This is a genomic window from Actinomyces marseillensis (assembly GCF_900155605.1).
Taxonomy (GTDB): Bacteria; Actinomycetota; Actinomycetes; order Actinomycetales; family Actinomycetaceae; genus Pauljensenia; species Pauljensenia marseillensis.
Genome location: NZ_LT707420.1, coordinates 1834214 through 1856052, shown reverse-complemented (window position 1 = coordinate 1856052; position 21839 = coordinate 1834214). Strand labels below are relative to the sequence as shown.

The 21839-nt window shown below is 55.9% G+C and carries 16 protein-coding genes and 1 other RNA gene; 16 read left to right on the top strand and 1 reads right to left on the bottom strand.

Annotation, left to right across the window (positions count from 1 at the left end):
* Positions 1–118 precede the first annotated feature (118 nt).
* From BQ8011_RS08170 to BQ8011_RS08100, 15 genes are all read left to right on the top strand, one after another.
* Positions 119–928 (top strand): sensor histidine kinase, encoded by an 810-nt coding sequence (locus BQ8011_RS08170; protein WP_231945306.1) that lies wholly within the window; start codon positions 119–121, stop codon positions 926–928.
* Positions 925–1599, top strand: a complete 675-nt coding sequence (locus BQ8011_RS08165) for a response regulator transcription factor (RefSeq protein ID WP_072456216.1) — start codon at positions 925–927, stop codon at positions 1597–1599. The genes BQ8011_RS08170 and BQ8011_RS08165 overlap by 4 nt, the downstream gene beginning before the upstream one ends.
* Positions 1600–1730: 131 nt before the next feature.
* Entirely contained in the window at positions 1731–2789 is a 1059-nt protein-coding gene (locus BQ8011_RS08160; protein ID WP_072456214.1) for an ABC transporter substrate-binding protein, read from the top strand.
* 156 nt (positions 2790–2945) lie between these two features.
* Positions 2946–4721 (top strand): ABC transporter permease, encoded by a 1776-nt coding sequence (locus tag BQ8011_RS08155; RefSeq protein ID WP_231945305.1) that lies wholly within the window; start codon positions 2946–2948, stop codon positions 4719–4721.
* A 21-nt stretch (positions 4722–4742) separates the two neighbouring features.
* Positions 4743–5888 carry an ABC transporter ATP-binding protein gene (locus tag BQ8011_RS08150; RefSeq protein ID WP_072456210.1) on the top strand — a complete coding sequence of 382 codons (1146 nt, stop codon included), beginning with the start codon at positions 4743–4745 and terminating at the stop codon, positions 5886–5888.
* A gap of 121 nt (positions 5889–6009) precedes the next feature.
* Positions 6010–7137, top strand: a complete 1128-nt coding sequence (prfB, locus tag BQ8011_RS08145; protein ID WP_034501745.1) for a peptide chain release factor 2 — start codon at positions 6010–6012, stop codon at positions 7135–7137.
* 106 nt (positions 7138–7243) lie between these two features.
* The gene (gene ftsE / locus BQ8011_RS08140) at positions 7244–7933 is read left to right on the top strand and encodes a cell division ATP-binding protein FtsE (RefSeq protein ID WP_072456208.1); all 690 of its coding nucleotides are present in this window, start codon (positions 7244–7246) and stop codon (positions 7931–7933) included.
* Positions 7933–8847 carry a permease-like cell division protein FtsX gene (gene ftsX, locus BQ8011_RS08135; protein ID WP_034501741.1) on the top strand — a complete coding sequence of 305 codons (915 nt, stop codon included), beginning with the start codon at positions 7933–7935 and terminating at the stop codon, positions 8845–8847. The genes ftsE and ftsX overlap by 1 nt, the downstream gene beginning before the upstream one ends.
* 4 nt (positions 8848–8851) lie before the next feature.
* Entirely contained in the window at positions 8852–10123 is a 1272-nt protein-coding gene (locus BQ8011_RS08130) for a M23 family metallopeptidase (RefSeq protein ID WP_072456206.1), read from the top strand.
* A gap of 40 nt (positions 10124–10163) precedes the next feature.
* On the top strand, positions 10164–10691 hold the full coding sequence (gene smpB / locus BQ8011_RS08125) for an SsrA-binding protein SmpB (protein ID WP_034501737.1): 528 nt from the start codon (positions 10164–10166) through the stop codon (positions 10689–10691).
* Positions 10692–10769: 78 nt separating this feature from the next.
* Positions 10770–13364, top strand: coding sequence for a YhgE/Pip domain-containing protein (locus BQ8011_RS08120; protein ID WP_072456204.1), 2595 nt, complete (start codon positions 10770–10772; stop codon positions 13362–13364).
* Entirely contained in the window at positions 13361–15565 is a 2205-nt protein-coding gene (locus BQ8011_RS08115; protein ID WP_072456202.1) for a YhgE/Pip domain-containing protein, read from the top strand. Before BQ8011_RS08120 ends, BQ8011_RS08115 begins: the two co-directional genes overlap by 4 nt.
* A 110-nt stretch (positions 15566–15675) precedes the next feature.
* Positions 15676–16050: a transfer-messenger RNA gene (gene ssrA / locus BQ8011_RS08110) on the top strand.
* 132 nt (positions 16051–16182) lie between these two features.
* Complete coding sequence (locus tag BQ8011_RS08105; RefSeq protein ID WP_234952157.1) at positions 16183–16854, top strand: EcsC family protein; 672 nt, start codon at positions 16183–16185, stop codon at positions 16852–16854.
* Between the two features lie 65 nt (positions 16855–16919).
* Positions 16920–18008: an EcsC family protein gene (locus BQ8011_RS08100; protein ID WP_034501732.1), complete on the top strand. Its 1089-nt coding sequence runs from the start codon at positions 16920–16922 to the stop codon at positions 18006–18008.
* 618 nt (positions 18009–18626) lie between these two features.
* On the opposite strand, the gene BQ8011_RS08095 is transcribed toward BQ8011_RS08100, so the two are convergent.
* Positions 18627–18836 carry a MerR family transcriptional regulator gene (locus BQ8011_RS08095; protein ID WP_034501729.1) on the bottom strand — a complete coding sequence of 70 codons (210 nt, stop codon included), beginning with the start codon at positions 18834–18836 and terminating at the stop codon, positions 18627–18629.
* Positions 18837–19693: 857 nt separating this feature from the next.
* On the opposite strand from BQ8011_RS08095, the gene BQ8011_RS08090 reads away from it, so the two are divergent.
* Positions 19694–21835: a carbohydrate-binding protein gene (locus tag BQ8011_RS08090; protein WP_072456200.1), complete on the top strand. Its 2142-nt coding sequence runs from the start codon at positions 19694–19696 to the stop codon at positions 21833–21835.
* Positions 21836–21839: the final 4 nt, after the last annotated feature.

The following is a 21839-nucleotide window of genomic DNA, read 5'->3' as shown; positions in this document are numbered from 1 at the left end:
TGAGGCTTGAGCAAGTTAGGTGTCTTTGCAGCCTTTTCGCTCGCCTTTCTTGACGGTGTGGGCATAATGGTGAGAGCGCGATGGGGAGGTGAAGAAACCGATGTGGATAGTGGCCGTAGTGGTGCTGGTCGTCTCGTGGAGCTTGGCTTTTCTCATGCTTGCCCTGCTTGTGCGTGCTCAGCATGAGCTCAAACGAGTTCTTGCAGAAAAAGAACAATTGCGTCAAATGCATCAGGACTACATTGCCGGTCCCGCGGTTCTTTCACACGAATTGCGCACCCCTTTGACTGTTGTTCGTGGAGCAGCTGAATTACTCGCTGATGGTTCTGCTGGTCCCATGAACGAGATGCAATTGAAATTCGCCAAGACGATCGCCGAGAACTCCAACCAAGTCATCGAGATGGCGGAGGACATGCTTGCAGAAATCCGTATGGAATCGGATCTGTTTAATCTTCGCTTGAAACGGGTTGAAATGCGTGAACTTGTTCGACACAATGTTGCGCAACTTCGTCGCTTCCATTCGGCACCGATCCGCCTTGAAAATCATGGGGCTCCCATCCACATGTCCGTTGACCCGCGTTTGATGGGGCAGGCGATCGCTAATGTCATCAACAATGCTGCGCGTCACGCGGGCGAGGGCGTCTCGATCCTCGTGAGCGTCCAAGACTCCGATGAAGATGTGACAATCGCAGTTGTTGATGATGGGCGTGGAATGACACCTGAAGAAAAAGAGCGCCTCTTCATTCCCTTCGATACCGGAGGATCCTTGCGTCCTGGAACGGGACTTGGAATGATGCTCACGCAAAAGATCCTGAGGTTGCACGGAGGAACGATCCTTGTCGATACGATTGCTTCTAAAGGAACGACGTTTTATCTGACGATCCCGCGATCGCAGCGCAGCGCAACGGTGCCAAAGGAGGGGCAATGACGACAACCGCTTTAGTTGTTGATGATGAACCTCAGATTTTGATGATCATCAAGTTTGCCCTTGAAACCGCGGGTATTACTGTAGAGACCGCCAGTGATGGTGGGCGCGCATGGGATAAATTCACGAAGAAGTACTACGACCTCGTCGTGCTCGACTTAATGATTCCCGTTATTTCTGGAATCTCGCTTGCTCAACGAATCCGTGCAATGAGTGACGTTCCGATCATCATGATTACTGCTTTGTCAGAAGAACATGACCGGATCAAAGGGCTTGAAAGCGGCGCAGACGACTACATCACCAAACCATTTAGTCCCAAGGAACTGACCTTGCGCGCGCAATCCCTTCTTCGTCGTTCAAAGGGGCTGGCATCTGAGGTGGTGACGAACGGTCCTTTGCGTGTTGATATGCGTCAGCACAAGGCGTTTGTTTTTGGTGTCCCCGTTGTCCTTTCAAGCATCGAGAGGCGTTTCCTTGAAGTGCTTGTGCAAAATCTTGGCGAGCCCGTCACCTATCGCGAACTGCTCAATTCCGTATGGGAAACGCAGGATGAGTCGGGTGGAAAAGACATGATCAAGATGACGGCGTATCGTTTGCGGGGATCATTAGGTCCAGAAGGGGCCGCCCTTGTTCAATCGGTTCGCTCCGTCGGCTACATGATGCCCGAACTTTAGTAACACGTTAGTTACCAGCCGTTACCGCAGGGCCACTAGTGGGTGCATCCGACAGTCCACAATGGACTTGAGAGAGCACGCCTGCGAAGTCGATGCTCCTTACAGATTCCTCGATTCAAAGGAGAATCCCGATGAAGAAGAACTTCATCTCCCTGATTGCACTCGGCGCAGTCGGAGCCTTCACCCTGTCCGGATGCATCGTCAATGAACAGGGCAGTGACAACAACGGCGGAAACGGATCCGAGCAGTCTTTGACCATCGCGTGTGGTGCAATGGAAGATCTCTGCCAGAAGTGGACCGAGACTTTCACCGCGCAGACCGGAATCAAGACGAGCTACGTTCGCCTGTCTTCGGGTGAAACCGTTGCACGTCTGGACTCGGCCAAGGACAACCCGGAGTTCGACGTCTGGCACGGCGGCCCCGTGGACGGCTATGGTGCAGCAGCCGAAAAGGGCCTGATCGAGGCCTACGATTCCCCGACCGCAAAGGAAATTCCGGACAAGTACAAGGACCCGAACCACAACTGGACCGGTGTCTACGTGGGTGTTCTGGGCTTCTGCTCGAACAAGAAGGTCCTGGACGAAAAGGGCTTGGCCGTTCCCGAATCGTGGAGCGACCTCCTCAAGCCTGAGCTCAAGGGGCAGATTTCGACCGCACACCCCTCGACCTCGGGTACTGCTTTCACGACACTGTGGACCCAGGTTGTTCTTGGCGGTAGCGAAAATGCAGGCATCGACTACATGAAGAAGATGCACTCCAATGTTCTGCAGTACACCAAGTCCGGTACTGCCCCCGGCCAGATCGCCGGTCGCGGTGAGGTCGCAGTTGGCCTCGTCTTCTCGCACGACTGCGTGAAGTACCGTGACGAGGGCATGAAGGACCTGGTTGTCTCCTTCCCGAAGGAAGGCACCGGCTACGAGATCGGTGGAGTTGCTCTGATTAAGAACTCGAAGCACTCCGAAGCCGCGAAAAAGTACATCGACTGGGCAATTTCTGCTGACGCTCAGAACATCGGTCAGACGGTTGGATCGAACCAGATTCTCACCAACCCGAACGCCAAGACCAATGACAAGATGGCTAAGCTCGACGAAATCAACTTGATCGACTACGACTTTGCCGCAGCCGCGGCTGCAAAGCCTGAATTGACCAAGCGCTTCGACGAAGAGGTTGCCGCTAAGCCGCGCGAGTAATTCGCGCTTCAGCGGGAGGGGGCAGCGCTCACCATGTCCCTGCGTTGCCCCCTCCCTTCTTTCTTTCTTGATCTGTGCGCCCGCTGATGGGTGCGCCCAATGCAGGGAAAATCCGCCTCAAAGATGTGCGGACATCCCGTAAAGATTGGATTTTTAATGTCTGTGGAGACAAGTGCACCACCGAGCGTTGGTGCGCGGGGGGAGGAAACCCCTGAAACGCGCGCAGTGGCCTCGGGAAAGAAAAAACGAACAAAGGTTCGTCGTGATCCGGTGACTGTCGCGATCGTTGCGATCATTTCGGCGGTGTTAGTACTGCTGGTGCTGTTGCCTCTGGTCACGATTTTGGCTCGCGCATTTTCTGGCGAAGGAATGAAGGTTCTGACCTCCTTCGTCTCCTCGAAGACCAACCGTACGATCGCCCTGAACACGATTGTCTTGGGCTTGGTTGTCGGTCTTGTCGGAACTCTGGTCGGTTTCTTCTTCGCTTACATTCAGGCTCGCGTGAAGATCCCCGGCAAGAAGATCCTGCACCTCATCTGCCTGATCCCGATCGTTTCCCCGCCCTTCGCTGTGGCAACGTCCGCGATCACTCTGTTTGGACGCAACGGAATTATTTCCACTCAGCTGCTTGGTCAGCAGTGGAACATCTACGGCCTGTCTGGCCTGACTCTGGTTCTTTCTCTCTCTTTCTTCCCTGTTGCGTACATGAACATGCTCGGCATGCTCAAGAATCTGGATCCCGCAATGGAAGAGGCCGCGGCCTCCCTAGGTGCATCCTCGTGGAAGATTTTCCGTACAGTTACCCTCCCCATGCTGATCCCCGGCTTCGCAGCCTCTTTCCTCCTCCTCTTCGTTGAGGCGATCGCTGACCTGGCGAACCCCCTGGTCATCGGCGGTGACTTCACGGTCCTGGCCTCGCGCGCATACATCGCGGTCAACGGTGAGTACAACACTGCTGCCGGTTCGGCTTACTCGCTGATTCTCTTGGTTCCGGCGCTCTTGGTCTTTCTTCTGCAGCGCTACTGGTCGGGTCGTTCTTCAGCTGTGACCGTGACCGGTAAGCCCGCGGGTCGCATGCGCATGGTGACTTCTCTGGCTGCTCGTATTCCTTTGGGCGCAGCGACCGCCGCTTTGGCGCTTTTCGTTGTGACGATTTACGCGACGGTTATTGTGGGTGCCTTTGTCTCGATCTTGGGCGTTGACAACACCTTCACTCTCAAGAACTTCAAGTACGTGCTCTCGGGTATCGGTAACGATGCGATGGTGGATACGACCATCCTGGCCCTGATTGCTACGCCTATTGCTGGAGTGCTCGGCATGATTGTCGCCTGGTTGGTTGTCGTACGTTTGAAGGCTTCCTCGGGCTTCATGGACTTCCTCGGTATGCTTGGTCTGTCTGTGCCCGGTACCGTCTTGGGTATTGGTTACCTCATCACCTACAACAAGCCGATCATCATCTTTGGGAAGCTCCAGCTGATGCCTGCGCTCGCGGGTGGTTCTGCGGTCTTCGGCGGCGCGCTGGCGATCATCATGGTGTACATTGCGCGTTCGATGCCTTCCGGTCAGCGTTCGGGTATTGCTTCCCTCCACCAGATCGATCATTCGATTGACGAGGCCTCAACCTCCTTGGGTGCTTCGGGCTTGGTGACTTTCATGAAGGTGACGCTTCCCCTGATTCGTCCTGCGTTCATCGCTGGTTTGACCTATGCCTTCGCGCGTTCGATGACCACGCTGTCGCCAATCATTTTCATCACGACTCCTAAGACCAAGATCATGACCTCGCAGATTCTCTCCGAGGTTGATGCGGGGCGTTTCGGTAATGCTTTCGCCTTCTGCACGATCTTGATCGTCATTGTCATGGCTGTTATCGGCCTGACGAATGTCCTCGTGCGAGATAAATCTGTCACCGCCTCCAATGGCGCGGGCATGTAATTGTTGACAAAGGAAAGCCTCATGTCGAATACAAATGACACTAATGCTCCCGGCCGCCTGTCCTTGGTGGAACTGACGAAGACCTTCTCCAATACGGTCTCTGATGTGACTGCGGTCGACCACATCAATCTGGATATTCGCCCCGGCGAGTTCATCACCTTGCTTGGTCCCTCTGGATGCGGCAAGACCACGACCCTGCGCATGATCGCAGGTTTCGAGGATGCCACTTCGGGCCAGGTCATGCTGGATGGCGAGAACATGGTTGTTGTCCCGCCGAACAAGCGCCCCATGTCGATGGTGTTCCAGTCCTACGCGCTTTTCCCGCACCTGAGCGTGCGCGAAAACGTTGCCTATGGCTTGCGTCTGCGCAAGAAGAGTGCAGAGGAAATCAAGGAAGAAGTCGACATTGCTCTTGCTGCGATGAACCTGACTGCGATGTCCGATCGTGCGCCGTCTCAGCTCTCGGGTGGCCAGCAGCAGCGTGTGGCACTGGCACGCGCGATGGTTGTACGCCCCAAGGTTTTGCTCTTCGATGAACCCTTGTCGAACCTCGATGCGAAGCTGCGCGTCAAGATGCGCGTGGAGATCCGCCGGATGCAAAAGCGTCTGGGTATCTCTTCCGTTTACGTCACTCACGATCAGTCTGAAGCTATGGCGATGTCGGACCGGATTGTCGTCATGAACTCCGGTCGCATTGAGCAGGTTGATACTCCCGAAGAGATTTACCTGCACCCCGCCAGCGTTTTCGTTGCGGACTTCGTGGGACGCGCGAACTTTGTGCCTGCTCAGGCGCAGGAAGTCGGCGAAGATGGCATGGTCGAGATCGAGGCCTTGGGCCAGAAGATTCGCGTTCACTCTTCTGAGGGTGCGAAGGAAGCTGTGCGTGAGGGTAAGGAAACCGTGGTCTTGGTTCGCCCCGAGTCCATGAGGATCCAGCCGACCGATGAGAAGCCTGCAACACTGACGGGTTCTTTGGGTCAGGTCGTTACCTCGATCTTCTATGGCGAAACGGTCGAATACGAAATCGAGACCGAGTTCGGTTCGCTCGTGTGTGTCGTTTCTGACCCGCGTGCCGAGGACCTCCTTGAAGAAGGTCAATACGTCCGCCTGGGTATCGAGGCCGAGAAGGCGTGGCTCTTGCCTTCGGGGCAGCTCGCATCGGCGTAACTGTTGTGTGGGTCTTGAGTGAGTGATCAAGGCCGCCGGCCGGGGCCGGGAGAGGGGAGTGATTATCCCTCTCCCGGCCCCGACCTCGTCAATAGGCAAATGAATCCGCTACTCTGGTGACGTGGCCATTGAGTTTTCTGAAGAGATCCAGTCCTTGCGCACAACCATGGAGAATATCTCCGCAGTTGTGCAACCCGAGCGTCTTCGCGCGCAGATCGAGGAGTTGTCGCAGCAGGCGGCTGCTCCGGACCTGTGGGATGACCCCTCGCATGCTCAGGAAGTAACCTCGCAGCTGTCTCACCGTCAGAGCGAGCTCGATCGCGTGCTGGCCATGGAAGAACGCATTGATGATCTCGAGGCCATTGTCGATATGGCGCGCGAAACTGCGGAAAGCGATCCCTCGGAGGCTGAAGATATTTTCGCCGAGGCCGAAGCTGATTTGGGTGCTCTCAAGGACGACATGTCTGCTCTTGAGATCCGTACCCTTCTTGATGGTGAATACGATGAGCGCAACGCGGTTATTACTATTCGAAGCGGTGCCGGCGGCGTGGATGCTGCTGATTTTGCTGAGATCCTCTTGCGCATGTACCTGCGTTGGGCCGAGCGTCATGGTTATCCGACGAAGGTCATGGATACGTCCTACGCGGAAGAAGCTGGCCTGAAGTCGGCGACTTTCGAGGTTCAGGCGCCCTACGCCTATGGCACTCTTTCGGTCGAGGCCGGTACCCACCGCCTCGTGCGCATTAGTCCCTTCGATAACCAGGGACGCCGCCAGACTTCTTTCGCGGCCGTTGAGGTTATTCCCCTGATCGAGTCAACAGACCACATTGAGATTCCCGAATCCGAACTCAAGGTTGATGTCTTCCGTTCCTCAGGTCCAGGTGGCCAGTCGGTGAATACGACGGACTCTGCGGTTCGTATGACTCACATTCCCACGGGCATCGTTGTTTCGATGCAAGATGAGAAGTCCCAGATCCAAAACCGTGCGGCTGCCCTGCGAGTTCTGCAGTCTCGCCTCTTGGTACTTCGCCATGAGGAAGAACAGGCCAAGAAGAAGGAACTTGCTGGGGACGTGAAGGCCTCGTGGGGCGATCAGATGCGCTCGTATGTTCTTCAGCCCTACCAGATGGTGAAGGACCTGCGAACCGAGTACGAGTCGGGGAATCCGCAAAACGTTTTCGATGGCGACATCGATGGCTTTATCAATGCGGGAATCCGTTGGCGTAAGAACCAGCAGAACGCTGAGTAAAGTGAAAAGCCCGGGCGAAGGCCCGGGCTTTTGCGCGTGTCGCCGGTGCAGCGAGCCGCTGAATGCATAGGGTAAAAGGGACCATAACCCCGATCAGAGACGGCTCATGATTCGATTTGATCACGTGACCATGGTGTATCAGCCTGGTGCACGTCCGGCATTAGACGATGTTTCCCTCGAAGTGAAGCGCGGAGAGTTCGTCTTCCTCGTAGGTAAATCCGGCTCAGGTAAGTCCACGTTCCTCCAGCTCACCATGCGGGAGATTCGCGCGACTTCGGGAACCGTGTGGGTTCTTGGCCACGACGTGGGCAAGCTTTCTCGCTGGTCGGTTCCAAAACTCCGTCGCCAGGTGGGAACCGTCTTCCAGGATTTCCGCCTGCTTCCCTCGAAGAGCGTTTACGAAAACGTTGCGCTGGCTATGCAGGTAATCGGTAAGCCTCGTCACGCGATTGAAACCCAGGTTCCCGAGGTGCTGGAACTTGTGGGCCTGGCCGGCAAGGAAAAGCGTTTGCCGCACGAGCTCTCCGGCGGTGAAGAACAGCGTGTGGCCATTGCCCGAGCAATGGTTAACCGCCCCGAATTGCTGTTGGCCGACGAACCGACTGGAAACTTGGACCCCGATACCTCCTTGGGAATTATGCGTCTTCTGGACCGCATTAACCGCAATGGAACAACGGTCGTTATGGCTACTCACGATGCTGCAATCGTGAACCAGATGCGTATGCGCGTTATCGAATTGCACGATGGAACAGTCGCGCGTGATCAGGACAGCGGCGTGTATGGGGCGGTGAAGTAATGAAGTTACGTTTTATTCTTTCCGAGGTTGGTAAGGGCCTGTCGCGCAACCGTGCGATGTCCGTTGCCGTTGTCATCGTGACCTTCGTATCCCTTCTTTTCGTTGGTATTGCTGGGCTTTCTCAGATGCAGGTTTCGCGTATGAAGAGCCAGTGGTACGACAAGATCGAAGTGTCGGTCTACATGTGCGCGACCAACGATCAGACGCCGAGCTGCAATAACCAAGAAGCGACCGATGCTCAGATTGCTGCCGTTCGCGACAAGCTTGCCTCCGCTGAGCTTGCTCCCTATGTGAAGGAAGTTTTCGAAGAATCGAAGGCGGAAGCTTTCAAGAACTTCATTCAGATTTATGGGAACTCTCCGCTGGGACAGTGGACGACCGAAGACATGATGCAAGTCTCCTTCCGCGTCAAGCTGGTTAATCCCGAGCAATTCAGCATTATTCGCGACGAACTCACGGGATCTCCCGGTGTATCCGTGGTGAAGGACCAGCGTGAGATCGTCGAGCCCTTGTTCCAGGTTCTTGGCAAGGCCCGAGGCCTGTCGCTGGGCTTGGCGGGCGTCATGATCATCGCCGCGGTCCTGCTCATTACGACCACTATTCGCCTGTCCGCAATGAGTCGTGAACGTGAAACCTCCATCATGCGTTTGGTGGGTGCGTCGAACCTGTTTATCCAGGCTCCGTTCATGATTGAGGGTGCGATTGCCGCCGTGGTGGGCGCGCTCCTTGCTGTTGGAACGCTCTTTGTCGGCGTGCATGTTCTGGTCAACCAATGGCTTGCACAGGCTTTCCGCTGGACGAACTTTATCGGCATGCGTGAGGTTTGGATTATGTCTCCGATCCTCATCATCGCGGCTGTTCTCCTGGCGCTGTCCGCCTCTGCTTTCTCCTTAGCGAAGTACACAAAGATCTGATCCTATGAAGCTCCCACGTTTTCACGGTCTGTCCAAGCGAATGACCAGTGCTGCGGCACTGCTCATTGTTCTTGCCCCCATGAGCTTTGCGCCCCCGGCCTTGGCTGATGAGGACCGTGATCGCGTAGCCGAGGCGCAGCGTCAGTCCGCGCAACACGTTCAAGAACTGCGCAACAACCTTGAGGGTTTAGATTCCTCTCTTGCCCAGGTCTATGTGGATCTTGAAACTGCGAACGCACAAATCCCCGTCGCCCAGGCTGAACTCGATACGGCGAATGAACGATATGAGGGGGCAAAGCGGGAACACGATGTTGCTCAGGCGCAATTGGATGCCGCTCAAGCGGAAGCAAACCGTCTGAGTGACGAAATGACAAAGGCACGCAAGCAACAGGAGGCTGCAGAAAAAGCAGTAGGCTCACTTGCGCGCGAGATGTATCAGTCGGGGGGAACCAGTTCTCCCTTGCTCATTGCTTTGTCCTCTTCTGGGACCGAAGAGATTGCTGATCGCGCAGCCGCGGCCGATGCGCTCACTCGCGCCCAGGACAGCGCCTTGAGTCAAGCACAAGGGGTTCAGGCTTCTACTCGCAATCAGCAAAGCCGACAGAGCGCGGTCACTACGCGTATATCTGCGCTTGAGGAAAAAGCACGCAAGGCCTCGGAAGAAGCAGAAAGCGCAAAGAACACTGCGGAAACGAAGCTTCGCGAGCTCGACGAACTGAAGAGGACCTCGGAAGAAAAGCGCGCCCAGTGGGATGCACAGAAAGCCCAGGCTGAAGAACAACTTGGCCAGTGGCAGCGCGAATACCAGGAGGCAACGTCGAAGCTCGCTGCGATTGATGAAGAAAATCGCCGCCAGAATCGGCGCTACACCTCGTCATCAAACTTCTCAAGCCCGCTTCCCGTTCCCTTGGTCGTGACCTCTCCCTTCGGATGGCGAGTCCACCCCGTCCTTGGGATTTCTCGCTATCACAATGGAACCGACTTTGCGGCGAATTGCGGTACTGAAATTTATCCGGTTGCTGAAGGTGTTGTCACTGCCGTGACCGTTGAAACGGCTGGCGGAAACGTCGTCTACGTTAACCACGGGATGATGAATGGCGCCTCGATGTCGACCGCCTACGTTCACATGCAATCAACGAATGTGCACGTGGGCCAGCAGGTTGGACGCGACACTGTCTTGGGGTGGGTCGGAGCGACCGGCTATGCCACTGGCTGCCACTTGCACCTGTCTGTCATGCGCAATGGCGCTGATGTTGAACCTCTTGATTACTTGTAGGACAATGGTTCTCCTGTAATTTCTCACTGAGGGGGTGCTTATGCCGAAGGAATGGAAAAAGCCAAAGCCTACCGAATCCGAGAGGCGTAAGGCCGCCTCGGACGCGAAGAAAACTATTGCGCGCAACAAGAAGGCTCGCCACGACTATCTCATCGAAGATACGTGGGAGGCTGGCATGGTGCTTTCGGGTACCGAAGTGAAAGCCCTGCGTATGGGCCGCGCGTCGCTTGTTGATGCGTGGGTAGAGATTAAGAACGGCGAGGCCTGGCTGTATGGGGCGAATATCCCCATGTATGCCCAGGGCTCGTGGACGAACCATGCTCCTACGCGCAAGAGGAAGCTCTTACTGCATAGCAGCGAGATTTCCACTCTGGCCGATAAGTCTTCTGTCAAGGGTTACACCATTGTTCCCCTTGAGCTGTACTTCATTGGCGGTCGCGCAAAGGTAGAGATTGCCCTTGCTCGCGGTAAACAAGAGTGGGATAAACGTCAGGCCCTGCGCGAAAAACAGGACCAGCGTGAGGCAGAGCGCGCAATGCGTCGCTATGTCAAACAAGCACGTCGCTGATCGGTGGCGTGTTCACGAGGAAGTGCTGTGTACCCTCCATACGGAAGGTACACAGCCTGTTCTGTTTGAGGAGCGTTTATGAGGCCCGTTGTGCGATCGCTTAAGCGGGATATTCGGCGTATGGTGACCGTGCCCGCCGCTTGGATTGTCATCATCGGTCTCCTCTTCGTACCGGCACTGTATGCCTGGTTTAACATCGTCGGTTTTTGGGATCCCTATTCGAATACAGGGAAGATCCGCGTCGCAGTTGCCAATGAAGATCAGGGTGCGACGAAAGACGCGATCGGTTTTGTCAACGTGGGCACAATGCTGGAGTCGAAGCTACGCGAGAACGATCAACTCGGATGGCATTTCGTCTCAGCAGAGCAGGCAAAGAAAGAAGTTGAACGCGGGGAATCCTATGCCGCTTTCATCATTCCTTCCGATTTCTCCACGCGTCTCACGGGCATTGTTGACGGCACCTATACCAAGCCCGATGTCCAGTACTACGTCAATGAGAAGAACAATGCTGTTGCCCCGAAGATCACAGGAGCAGGAGCATCTTCTTTAGATCAACAGATCAACTCGGCTTTTGTCTCAACTGTTGCGCAGACTCTCTCAGAGAAGATCACCTCCACGGGCAAATCTATTTCTGAAGTCCTCCAAAACGGGCGCTCGGACATCAGCGAGAAAGTGAAGACCGCAAGCGAGCAATTGGGGCAGGCTGAGGAATCCCTTAACGCAATGGGGGAGAAGCTCGATTCGGCGAAGGAAAAGGTCAGTGGTGCGCGAAGCTCAATGACGAGCGCCGACTCAGCGCTAAGCGATCTCAACGAGGCCTTGTCCCAAGCCGATCAACTTGTCTTCGATACCCGCTCCAGTCTCTCGCAGTTCACCGTGAATATGTCGACTTCTCTGGACGGGCTTTCGACGCATGCCTCCGCAGCCGTGGCTAAAGCATCGAGTGCAGGTGGAACTCTCAACGGAGGCGTGCAAGGTGCAACGACGACAATTGGAGGCGTGCTCACCGAGGGGCAATCTATTAACCAAGCCAACGCTGATATCCTTCGCGACTTGCAAAGCCTGGGGATAGCGAATCTGCCCACGGCCTCGCAGGCACTACAGGACTTGAGCACGCAAAATGCACAAGTCGGGCAGACATTGTCGAATCTATCGGCACTCAATGGGAACCTCTCTTCGACCTCAACGTCGATCGCTCAGGCCCTCAACTCACTGAATTCCGCCAGCCAGTCCTTGAGCGATGCGGCCACGCAGGCGCGCTCAGGCGTGACGAATCAGCTCCCGGTCATTTCCAGCGCCTTGGATCAGATGTCCTCTGCCTCAGCTGATCTTCGCTCCGCGATCGGCGTTCTTCAAGGGCAACGCGAGCAGATTTCGGGCCTTCTTGATCAGCTTGATACCTTGCTTGATTCAACGAAAACAACGCTTGCGCAGTCTACGGCGAATATTGCCTCTCTCAAGTCTGATCTGGATAGCGCCAAGGGAGATATCCAGCTGATTTCTTCCTCCAACGCGATTCAGTCACTGGCGGGCTCGATGAATCTCAATCCTGAGAAAATCGCAGAATTCATGGCTGCTCCGACATCGATTACAACCCAGACTGTTTTCCCGGTTGCCACATATGGTTCAGCGATGGCACCGCTCTTCACAAACCTTTCCCTTTGGATCGGTGCTTTCGCGCTCGTGATCATTCTCAAGCTTGAGGTCGATGAAGAGGGCGTCGGTTCCATGACCTCGGCGCAAAAGTACATGTCTCGTTGGATGCTCTTGGCTCTATTCGCGATTGGGCAAGCTCTGGTTGTTTCCATCGGCGATCTGATTATCGGTGTCCAAACGGTCTCCAAGTTTGCCTTTGTAGGTACTGCTGTCCTTGTTTCTTTGGTGTTCCTTTCCGTGATCTACATGCTGGCGACCTGTTTCCAACATATCGGTAAGGGCCTGTGCGTCATTATCGTGATTCTTCAGATCCCTGGAGCGGCGGGTTTGTATCCCATCGAGATGATGCCTTCCTTCTTCCGTTTCCTCCATCCGCTTTTCCCCTTCACCTATGGGATCAATGCGATGCGTGAGACCGTCGGTGGCTTCTACGGTAACGCCTACCTGAGATCGCTTGGAGTTTTGGGAATTCACGTTCTTATAGCTTTTGCTTTGGGCCTGTTGGTTCGTCCCTTCTTGGTCAACCTCAATGCGATGGTCAGTCGAGATCTGTCTCGTTCAGGATTGTTCCTTGCCGAGGCCACGCACCTTCCTTCCTCGCGTTACCGTCTATCCCAGATCGTCGCAGTCCTTGCCGATCACGATGGGTATTCGCGTTCGGTAACCCGTCGTGCGCGTAATTTCGAGCGGCGTTATCCGAAGATGCGCCGCGGGGCTCTAATTCTGGGAATCGTGATTCCTGCGATCCTTGCAGTTCTTTCTGTTGCGAGTGTTGCGGAGGTCCCCCTTCTTCTGGGGCTGTGGATCGTCTGGATTCTTGTGATTATTACTTTCCTCATTGCTCTGGAATACATTCGTGAGTCTTTGGCTCGTCAGCAGTTGCTCACCTCGATGGATGATTCTGATGTGCGCTCCTTGCTGCGTCGCAGGCTCCATGGAGTGAAGGCTTCCGCTGCGCAACTGGGGAAGCACCGCCTCGGCAATGAGGAAATTACGGAAGAAGGGAGCGAGAAGTGAAAGCCGTGTGGCGAATTTTCCGGGCTGATCTCCATCGCGCTCACCGCTCGATCATCTCCATGGTCGTTGTCTTGGGGCTGGTTGTTCTCCCGTCGATTTTCGCGTGGTTCAACATTGCGGCCTCGTGGGATCCTTTCGCGAATACGAAGAATCTTCGGATTGCGATTGCCAATAGCGACGAGGGGTACAAGTCGGATCTGGTGCCCTTGAAGATCAATATTGGTGATCAGGTTGTTGCCGCGTTGCGCGCGAATGAGGATTTCGACTGGGTTGTTGATAGTGAAGCGCAGGCAGTTGAGAAGACTCGCTCCGGTGAGTACTACGCGGCGGTCGTGATTCCTCAGGATTTCTCGCGCGAGATGATGACCTTCTTCTCTTCGGATGCGCACAGCACCCCGCTGACCTACTACATCAACGAGAAGAAGAATGGTTTGAGCCCGAAGATTGCCGGGCAGGGAGCGGAGCATGTTTCCGCGCAGATCAACCAGGCTTTTGCTCAGACTTTGGCCGAGATCGCTGTCGATACTGCCTCATCGCTTTCTGACTCTCTATCGGACCCAAGTAACGTGCGCGGGATTCAGGCGCTCAATTCGCGTCTGGAGACGACCTCGACACGTCTCGCGAATGCGGCGGCGAGCGCCGATGCCTATGCGGGGCTTATTGGCTCGTCCATTCAGCTTGTGGATTCCACGCAGACGATGCTCACTCATGCCGCGCAGGCGAAGGACCCGCTCTCTAACGCAGGAAACACTGCTTCCTCATCGATTACGCAAATTTCTTCTGGCGCCTCGCAGGCCGCTTCTGCTCTTTCCTCGGCGGTGAGTGCGTCGGCTAGTTCCTTGGACGCCCTGGCTTCGTCGATTGATGATGTGTATTCCCGAGGTGGGAGCACCGTGACTTCGGCCGTGCAAACCTTGCGTTCTCAGGCCGAGGCCGTGGGGAATCAGGCGACCCAGTATCTTCACGTGAAAGAGACTCTTTCACAGCTCCCGGGTTCTCCCATTTCTCAAGACGTGCTGAATCGTCTGCAAGCTTCTGCTGATCGCCTGAATGCGCTTCAAAGTGCGATCAATGCGGCGGCGGATGATCTGGAAAAGAACGGGGCAGCGGCAGCCGCGAATCATCAAGACGTGAAGAGCCTCATCGAAGAGGCGAAAACGGCCGTGGGGACCCTCAAGTCTGATGTCGAATCGACGCTGCGCCCTCAGCTGGAACAGCTTTCTCAGACGATGAATTCTGCGACCTCATCGATGGCTTCGCTTCGCAATCAGCTTTCCGCAGCGAGCTCTCAAGTCGGTGACGGCTCAACGGGAGTGCGTGAGGGACTGACGAAACTTCAATCCACCTTCAGCAATGTCGGGACCAACCTTCGCGAGGCCTCGGAAAAACTGGCGACAATCCACACGAAGCTCACTGACGCACTCAACGGTGGGAATCTTGCCCAGGTTCGAACGATCATCGGTTCGGATCCCCAAGCGCTCGCAATTGCGCTGGCTGCACCTGTGGGGATTGAGACGATCCCGGTGTATCCGGTGGAGAACTTTGGCTCGCAGATGGCGCCTTTGTACACTGCTTTGGCACTGTGGGTAGGCTCGGTGCTGATGATTGTTGCTCTGCGCAGTGATGTCACTGCCGAGAACGTTGCCGACGGGCTTGAAGAGACACATCCGACTGCGCTCTATTTCAAGGGCCGCGAGGTGAAGCTGTGGGAAGGTTTCCTTGGACGCTACCTCATTTTTGGGCTGATCGCGCTTATTCAGGCGACGATTTTGTGCCTGGGTGAGCTGTTCTTCCTGAAAGTTCAGCACGCTCACCCGTGGGAGTTTATGTGTGCGGGATGGTTCATGGCTTTCGTGTTCTCATTCCTGCTCTATACCTTCATTGCGACATTCGGGAACGCGGGAAAGGCACTGGGCGTGCTGTTTTTGGTGCTCCAGATTTCGGCTTCCGGTGGCGCGTTCCCTCTGGATATTCTGCCGAGTTTCTTCCGGTCGATTTCACCGTATCTTCCGGCAACGCATGGGATCACGGCGCTGCGTGCTTCGATCGCGGGGTATTCGGGTAGTGAGTACCTTGATGCAATGCTGTTGCTGGGTGCCTTTGCCCTGTTTGCGGCAGTATTGGGATTGGGGCTTCGTCCCTTCCTCATCAAGAACAACCGACTCTTGGTTGAGAAGTTGGAGTCCACAAAGCTCATGTAGGGCGTCCTTGGGTTTCTCTTGCCAGGTCTGCTGCGGGGACGTATGATTTCAAGTCCGGTGTTTGTGCTGCTGCTGTGGTGGCTGGGCGCCGGTGAGTGAAGAACTCAATAGGGGATGATCGGTTTCGACAGCGGTCGTCGATCGAGGGGAAGCGAGCCGAGGAGGCATGCTCTACTCGTTAACGATGTGTGCAAACAAATAGGTGCCGAACAGAATCGCACCGACTACGTTCTCGCCGCCTGATTGCCGCGTGAACCTTTAGTCCGTCAGCCCGGAAGCTGCTTCCGGTCCGGTGTCTGGCGTCGTCTAGGAAGCCACTGGGTGCCGTTCGTGTTGGTAGGACGGCTCCGACACTCAATCAACTGAGCCTATCTGGTAGCAGGTCTGCATGATGCCAGGGGCTGAGAAATAACTCGCAGACTGCGCTCGGAGAAGACCTCGGGGTCGGCTGTTGGACGGGGGTTCGATTCCCCCCATCTCCACCTGAGGGGGAAGTGTCGAACTCTCGCTTTCGAGCGTAGGTTCGCACCTCCCCCGCTCTGTGTCCGCTGGTGAGCGCTTCTTCTAGCTCCTCGAACTCGATGGGCGCTGCGCTGTCATGGAAATAGGACGCGATGATGATCTGCTCGCGCCCGATGAATACCTTATCCACGAAGTACTCGAAGAGCTGGTCGCGGGTCTCGGGTGTGTCAATGGTGGCCTCTGCCCCGGGAGTGGGGGTCACGGCCTCGGCTATCGCCGTCGATATCACGACCTTCCTGGCCGCTGCGACGCGCCTCGTTGCACACACGGCCGCTTACTACGGCTACGACTCGGAGGACCCCACGGAGCGACTCTTCTCCACGATGGTGCTCTCGCAGGCGATCGACCCGACGGGCAGCGGCCACGATTTCGTCGTCGAAAAGCAGACGACGATGCTGGCCTTCAACAAGGTGATGCGTGGCCTTGCCCGGCGCGGTTCGCTCGACGGCCTCGGCGGCAACGTGGTCGTGAGCGCGATGAACTCCCTCTTCAGCGCAATGGGCGTACGTCTGGCGTCTCGCAAGCTCGCGCAGATCGTCCCTGTCGCGGGAGTCGTCGTGAGCGCCGGGCTCAATGCCGCCCTCATGCGCACCATCGGCGAGACCGCCGATCACCTGTACCGCGAGCGCTTCCTCGCCGAACGCTACGGTCGCGTGGAGACCTCCGATGGCGCCTCGACGGACCTGGCGAGGTCTGCCGACAGCCAGGAGCTGAGCGCAGACATCGCGCGCTACGTGGAGATCGCGGAGGCCGAGAGTCGCCCGTAGGAGAGCGGCAATCCCGCTCGCTCTGTGGTGTGGGCCGCTTTATCTTGGCCGGGTAGGCTTGGGGTATGACAGATCAGCCGGTGGAAGAGAACAACGCACGCGACGATATTCGGCAGCGCATGACCGACGACGATCGTGCGCAGTGGGATGCGATCCAGGAATGGAAGGCCGCTCAGGTCAACCCTCGCAGTCCTCGCGTCATCACTCAGCGCATCCGTTCGTACGTGCTCACCCCTTTGAAAAAAGTGGTTGGCCTCGCGGGCAAGATGCCCGGCGTCGCTGCGGTTGCCGGCTGGATCTCATCGGCTGTCCTGGGGCTCGTCGAGAAGGCGACATCAGCCGCCGAATCATCGGTTCGACGCGAACGAATCGTGAAGGCGTATCGCAGGGCAGGCAACGACGTGGAGTGTCTCGAAGACATCCGAAACCTGAACCTGGCAGAGATCCAATTGGTCAGGCCCCACCTGAAGGTGGGATATGCCGTCGTTACCGCGACGGAAGGAGCGGTGAGCAGCATATTCGCGACGGGAGGGGCGGTTGCGGCTCTCCTTGGCCTGGGCATCGCTTCGGCACCCGGTATCGGCGTGATCATGGGGGCAATCGGCCTCGATATCGCGACGTTCTTGGCCTCCTCTGCGCGCCTCGTGTCGCACACGGCTGCGTACTACGGGTATGACACGGAGGATCCAGCGGAAAAGCTGTTCTCCACGATGGTTTTATCCCAGGCGATCGCCCCGCGAAGCAAGGCTGATGACCATGCCGTCGAGAAGGCGACCTCGATGCGTGTGTTTAACAAGGTGGTGCGCAAGCTCACCAAACGCGGATCGATGGAGAGCGTCGGGACCAACGCGCTGACCGCATCCGTGAACTCCTTGTTCGCGGCCCTGGGAACGCGTCTCGTCGGCATGAAGATGGCGCAGATCCTGCCGATTATCGGCATCATCGTCGGCATGGCCCTCAACGTGTCCCTCATCCGTACCATCGGGGTGACAGCGGACAACCTCTACCGAGAGCGCCTCCTGTTGGAACGCTACGGGCAGGAGGAATCAGACGCAGAGGCTGAGGCTCCGTCCGACGGGACGGATGATGTGGACGATCTGGACGAGGAGCTCGCGCGCTACGTCGAGCTTGCTGAGGCCGAGAGTCGCCTGTAGGCGCACCCCGGCGCTCGCTTAGCTGCGCGAGTTCCTTCGTCCGCAGATCAAAGATCCCGTTTGCCAGAGCCACGGCATCACCGTCCTCCGAGGGCTCCAGCATCGGCACCGAGTCCTCCAGACGACGCAGCACCTCGTCGAGATCACGGCTAGTCGCGCTGACGTTGTACGCGACTGCCGCCTGTCGAATGAGGAACTCGGCGGGGACGTACAACCCCTCGTCCGGGCCTTGCTCGCTGTACGTATAGAGCCTCGCCGTTTCGCGCGATTCACCGATCAGACCCAGATGAGAGTGGTCCCGCTCCAGGACGCACGCGGCGATGACGAACGGTGGGAGGACCTTGAGCGAGCGATAGGCCAGCGCCCCCTTGAGGCCGCCCTGGGCGTTCTTGGTGAGGATCCGCGTGTTGATGGCGTGAAGCAGCTTCGACTCCACCTGCTCGGGCGTGTACCTCGTCTGATCGGCCCTGAAGAAGAGCTCCACCTCGTCGGAGATGAGCTGGTTGATCGGCGGAACGTTCGGGTAGTGCCTCACGGGAGAGTTTGCAGTAGACTGACTTTCACGAACAACAGTTGCCTCGGTGCCCTCAGCGGTTCCGGGGCGATTTCTTTGAGTGCTCATCGTGCCTCACCTCCGGTGGAGATGGGCTCGCCGATGTATCGGGCAAGAGCCTCGGCAGTGACTTTCAGACGGCCTCCGACGCGGACGGCATCTAGACGTCCCTCGCGAATAGCGCGGCGGAGCGTAGCAATTGAGCCGTATCCGGCTTCAGACAGTGTTCTCAGCGAATACAGCTGAGGTAGGGCAGTTTTGGCAATCGCAGCCATTTTGAACCTCACAGAGTGGTGGCATCGTTGCCCACCACTTGCATCAGGTGAGACCCGTCCTGATGTCTCCGGGGTACATCTCCCCGATAAGGTCCCTCACGTCCGGTCCTCATCTCGCTCAGGCGAGATCGGCGGCTGCGCCTCCCCGCGTGGGCTCCATGCGGGGCACTTTTATTTTATCGCGAATCCAGTGATTTAACCACATTTACACGGGGCTTTCTGGTTCTGCTCGTGTATGAGCGGAAATGAGCGCTCCTCACGCTGCCATGGCCACCAACAAAAGGTGATCGCGAGTCTGGACGAGTTCGACATGTGCCCCCTGAGCTCCACTTATGCCTCGGGATTCCTATGGAATCCCGAGGTTTTCCTTTGTTATCAAGGCTTTTGTGGGAATATCGCTTGAGTGTAAGAGTGGCTAGAAAGAGTGAATGTGAGTGTTTTCGCCCCCAATACGCCCCCAGCGGCGCCCCCACGGCCTCGGGAAAAGAAATCCATTGCGCCTTCTTTCAGAAAATTTTCGATCAATGCGCAATAGTGGTAATAAAATCCAACAGAACATATAGCAAGAGCGTGTGAAGCTCTCATTTTATAAGGCTTATGAGCCTTGGAATCCTGCGCTTTGATGCGCATGTGTGTGCGAAATAAAACCGCTCGCGATGCGCATCAAAATGTATAAGAAAGCTACAAGAATAGTCGCAGAAATCTTGTAGCTGATGAATAGCTTCGTTAAAGAATCTTTTATTTATGTTCACACCTTGAGTTTTTAGTGTTGAGGATCAATAGGCCACTCCCTTCCGATCAGCGAAAACATTGTGGGTCTGGCCTATCTCACGTACTGACAAGGAAGATCCTCCGCTATGAAACGCAGATACCTCGTGGGAAGCGTCGGCGCCGCTGCGGCAATCGTGCTCCTTCCCTCCCTGAGCACCACCCATACCGCCATCGCTGCCGATGGCGACACGACCTATGGTGCCTCTTTTCCCTACACGCGTTACGAGGCCGAGCGGGGCCGACTTGACCGCGCACACGTCGTCTCGCTCGACGAGAGCCTGACTGTTGACAAAATGCTCGACTCGACGGCGATTGAAGCCGGAGAACAGTCCTACGTTGAACTCGAAGGCAAGGGATCTTCCGTGAGCTTCACTGCTGAAGTTCCCGGGAATGCAATTGATCTTCGATTCACTCTTCCTGACCACAGAGCTGGAAGCGTTGATATTCGTATTAACGGAGAAAAGGCCGCTACTTTTAATCTCTCGTCAGAAACTGCGTATCAGTATGTTCAAAAGAGCAAGGTCTTTGACGAAAAGAAAGACAAGTTGGCAGACCAAGGGCCAATACATGCGCGCTTCCAATTTGATGAGGTCCATACTCTGCTCAATCGCCAAGTAAACCCGGGAGACACGGTCAGTGTCGTTCGAACGGGGAGTGAAGGTTATACCTATGGCATTGACTTTATTGAACTTGAACAGGCCCTTCCTGAGATTCCGCGCCCCGATAATTCGGTGAGCATTACCGATGATGACTTGACGGTTACGGAAGAAGTGAAACCGGGAGAATTCCAGACTCGTCCGGTTCACGCATGGGCCAATGACGGAAAGGATGACTCCGAAGCTTTCCTCGCAGCCCTTAAGCGCGCATCGGATGAGAAGAAGACCCTGTACATTCCGCGTGGAACCTTCGAGTTTGACAGCCAGCTTGTGGTTCGGCATTCTCCGGATGATAACCACCAGCTGATGATCCAAGGTGCAGGTATCTGGTACTCGAATCTCTTCTTCCGTAACCCGAACAAGGCCAGTGGTGGAATTGTTCTTGAACATACCAGCCATGACCTGCAGTTCCGTGACTTCTACATGTCGACTAATCTCAAGTCCCGTTACGACGAAGGGGCAAACTATAAGGGATTCCAAGGCGTCACCAAGAATTCACAGTTTGTGAACCTGTGGATCGAACACTTCGAGTGTGGCTTCTGGATGGGTGACTATGTCAATCAAATAGACATGCAGTACACCGAAAATATGCTGGTCGATCACTCCCGTATTCGCAATAACTTTGCTGATGGCCTGAACTATTCGCAGGGCAGCCGGGATTCGGCCGTTCGCAATTCCAATGTTCGTGGAAACGGCGATGATGGTCTTGCCTCCTGGTCAAGCCACGCAGAGTCAAAGCCGGGCGATCCCGTTCAATACGTATCGAATGCTCGTCACACCGACAATATTGAGTTCACGCACAACACGATCGAGCTCGGATGGCGCGCAGGTGGAATCGGTTTCTTTGGTGGATCCGGGCAAAAAGCAGAGAACAACCTCATCACGGGGAATTTTGAAGGCGCAGGTATCCGTCTCAATACGGTGTTTGGTGGCCACAACTTCGATTGGAACTTGACCTTGAACAAGAGGGCCAGCATTCAGCGTAACAAGATTGTTCGTAGTGGCACTCAAGATGACTACTATGGCGGCTCCCGTGGTGCGATTGACTTCCAGGAGATGTTCGGCCGCATTGCTGGCGTTGATCTTTACGACAACATCATCGTGCGACCTTTTGCAGAGGACATTCGTTCGGACTTCGCCTTCACTGACAAAGAGAAGAAGCTTCGCGGCATGAGCATTGGTGACAACCCGCGCAGAGACTGGGATGGTTACGAGCCTCAGCATCTGGTAGTGAACTACGCTCGAGTCAATGGCAAGGTTGACCGCGGTATCCCTGAAGACGCGAACTACAGCCTCCACTGGTGGGACGGAGATCGGGTGAATCCGGTTGACGGCAAGACCCATCGTTACTGGATCCCCAAGGCTGATGGTGTCCAGATCGATGATGGTATGGAATTCTCGTGGGAAGGCAACAAGAAGGTCTACAACTTCACCCTTGCCGATAATCCTCAGTACCTGCCCATATCTTCCACTCGCTTCTTCGATGACTACAGCTACCAAGGCGAGATGGCTCGTTCCTTCCAGGATCCCAACCAGCCTCAAACAGTCATTCGTTTCTGGTCGCATCGCTAAAACC

Bases quoted from the DNA above. Each gene is read 5' to 3' on its own strand.
- BQ8011_RS08105 (WP_234952157.1), top strand. From the start codon at position 16,183: ATGATCTGCTCGCGCCCGATGAATACCTTATCCACGAAGTACTCGAAG.
- BQ8011_RS08165 (WP_072456216.1), top strand. From the start codon at position 925: ATGACGACAACCGCTTTAGTTGTTGATGATGAACCTCAGATTTTGATG.
- BQ8011_RS08100 (WP_034501732.1), top strand. From the start codon at position 16,920: ATGACAGATCAGCCGGTGGAAGAGAACAACGCACGCGACGATATTCGG.
- ftsE (WP_072456208.1), top strand. From the start codon at position 7,244: ATGATTCGATTTGATCACGTGACCATGGTGTATCAGCCTGGTGCACGT.
- BQ8011_RS08095 (WP_034501729.1), bottom strand. From the start codon at position 18,836: ATGGCTGCGATTGCCAAAACTGCCCTACCTCAGCTGTATTCGCTGAGA.
- BQ8011_RS08160 (WP_072456214.1), top strand. From the start codon at position 1,731: ATGAAGAAGAACTTCATCTCCCTGATTGCACTCGGCGCAGTCGGAGCC.
- BQ8011_RS08155 (WP_231945305.1), top strand. From the start codon at position 2,946: ATGTCTGTGGAGACAAGTGCACCACCGAGCGTTGGTGCGCGGGGGGAG.
- BQ8011_RS08150 (WP_072456210.1), top strand. From the start codon at position 4,743: ATGTCGAATACAAATGACACTAATGCTCCCGGCCGCCTGTCCTTGGTG.
- BQ8011_RS08090 (WP_072456200.1), top strand. From the start codon at position 19,694: ATGAAACGCAGATACCTCGTGGGAAGCGTCGGCGCCGCTGCGGCAATC.
- smpB (WP_034501737.1), top strand. From the start codon at position 10,164: ATGCCGAAGGAATGGAAAAAGCCAAAGCCTACCGAATCCGAGAGGCGT.
- BQ8011_RS08120 (WP_072456204.1), top strand. From the start codon at position 10,770: ATGAGGCCCGTTGTGCGATCGCTTAAGCGGGATATTCGGCGTATGGTG.
- ftsX (WP_034501741.1), top strand. From the start codon at position 7,933: ATGAAGTTACGTTTTATTCTTTCCGAGGTTGGTAAGGGCCTGTCGCGC.
- BQ8011_RS08130 (WP_072456206.1), top strand. From the start codon at position 8,852: ATGAAGCTCCCACGTTTTCACGGTCTGTCCAAGCGAATGACCAGTGCT.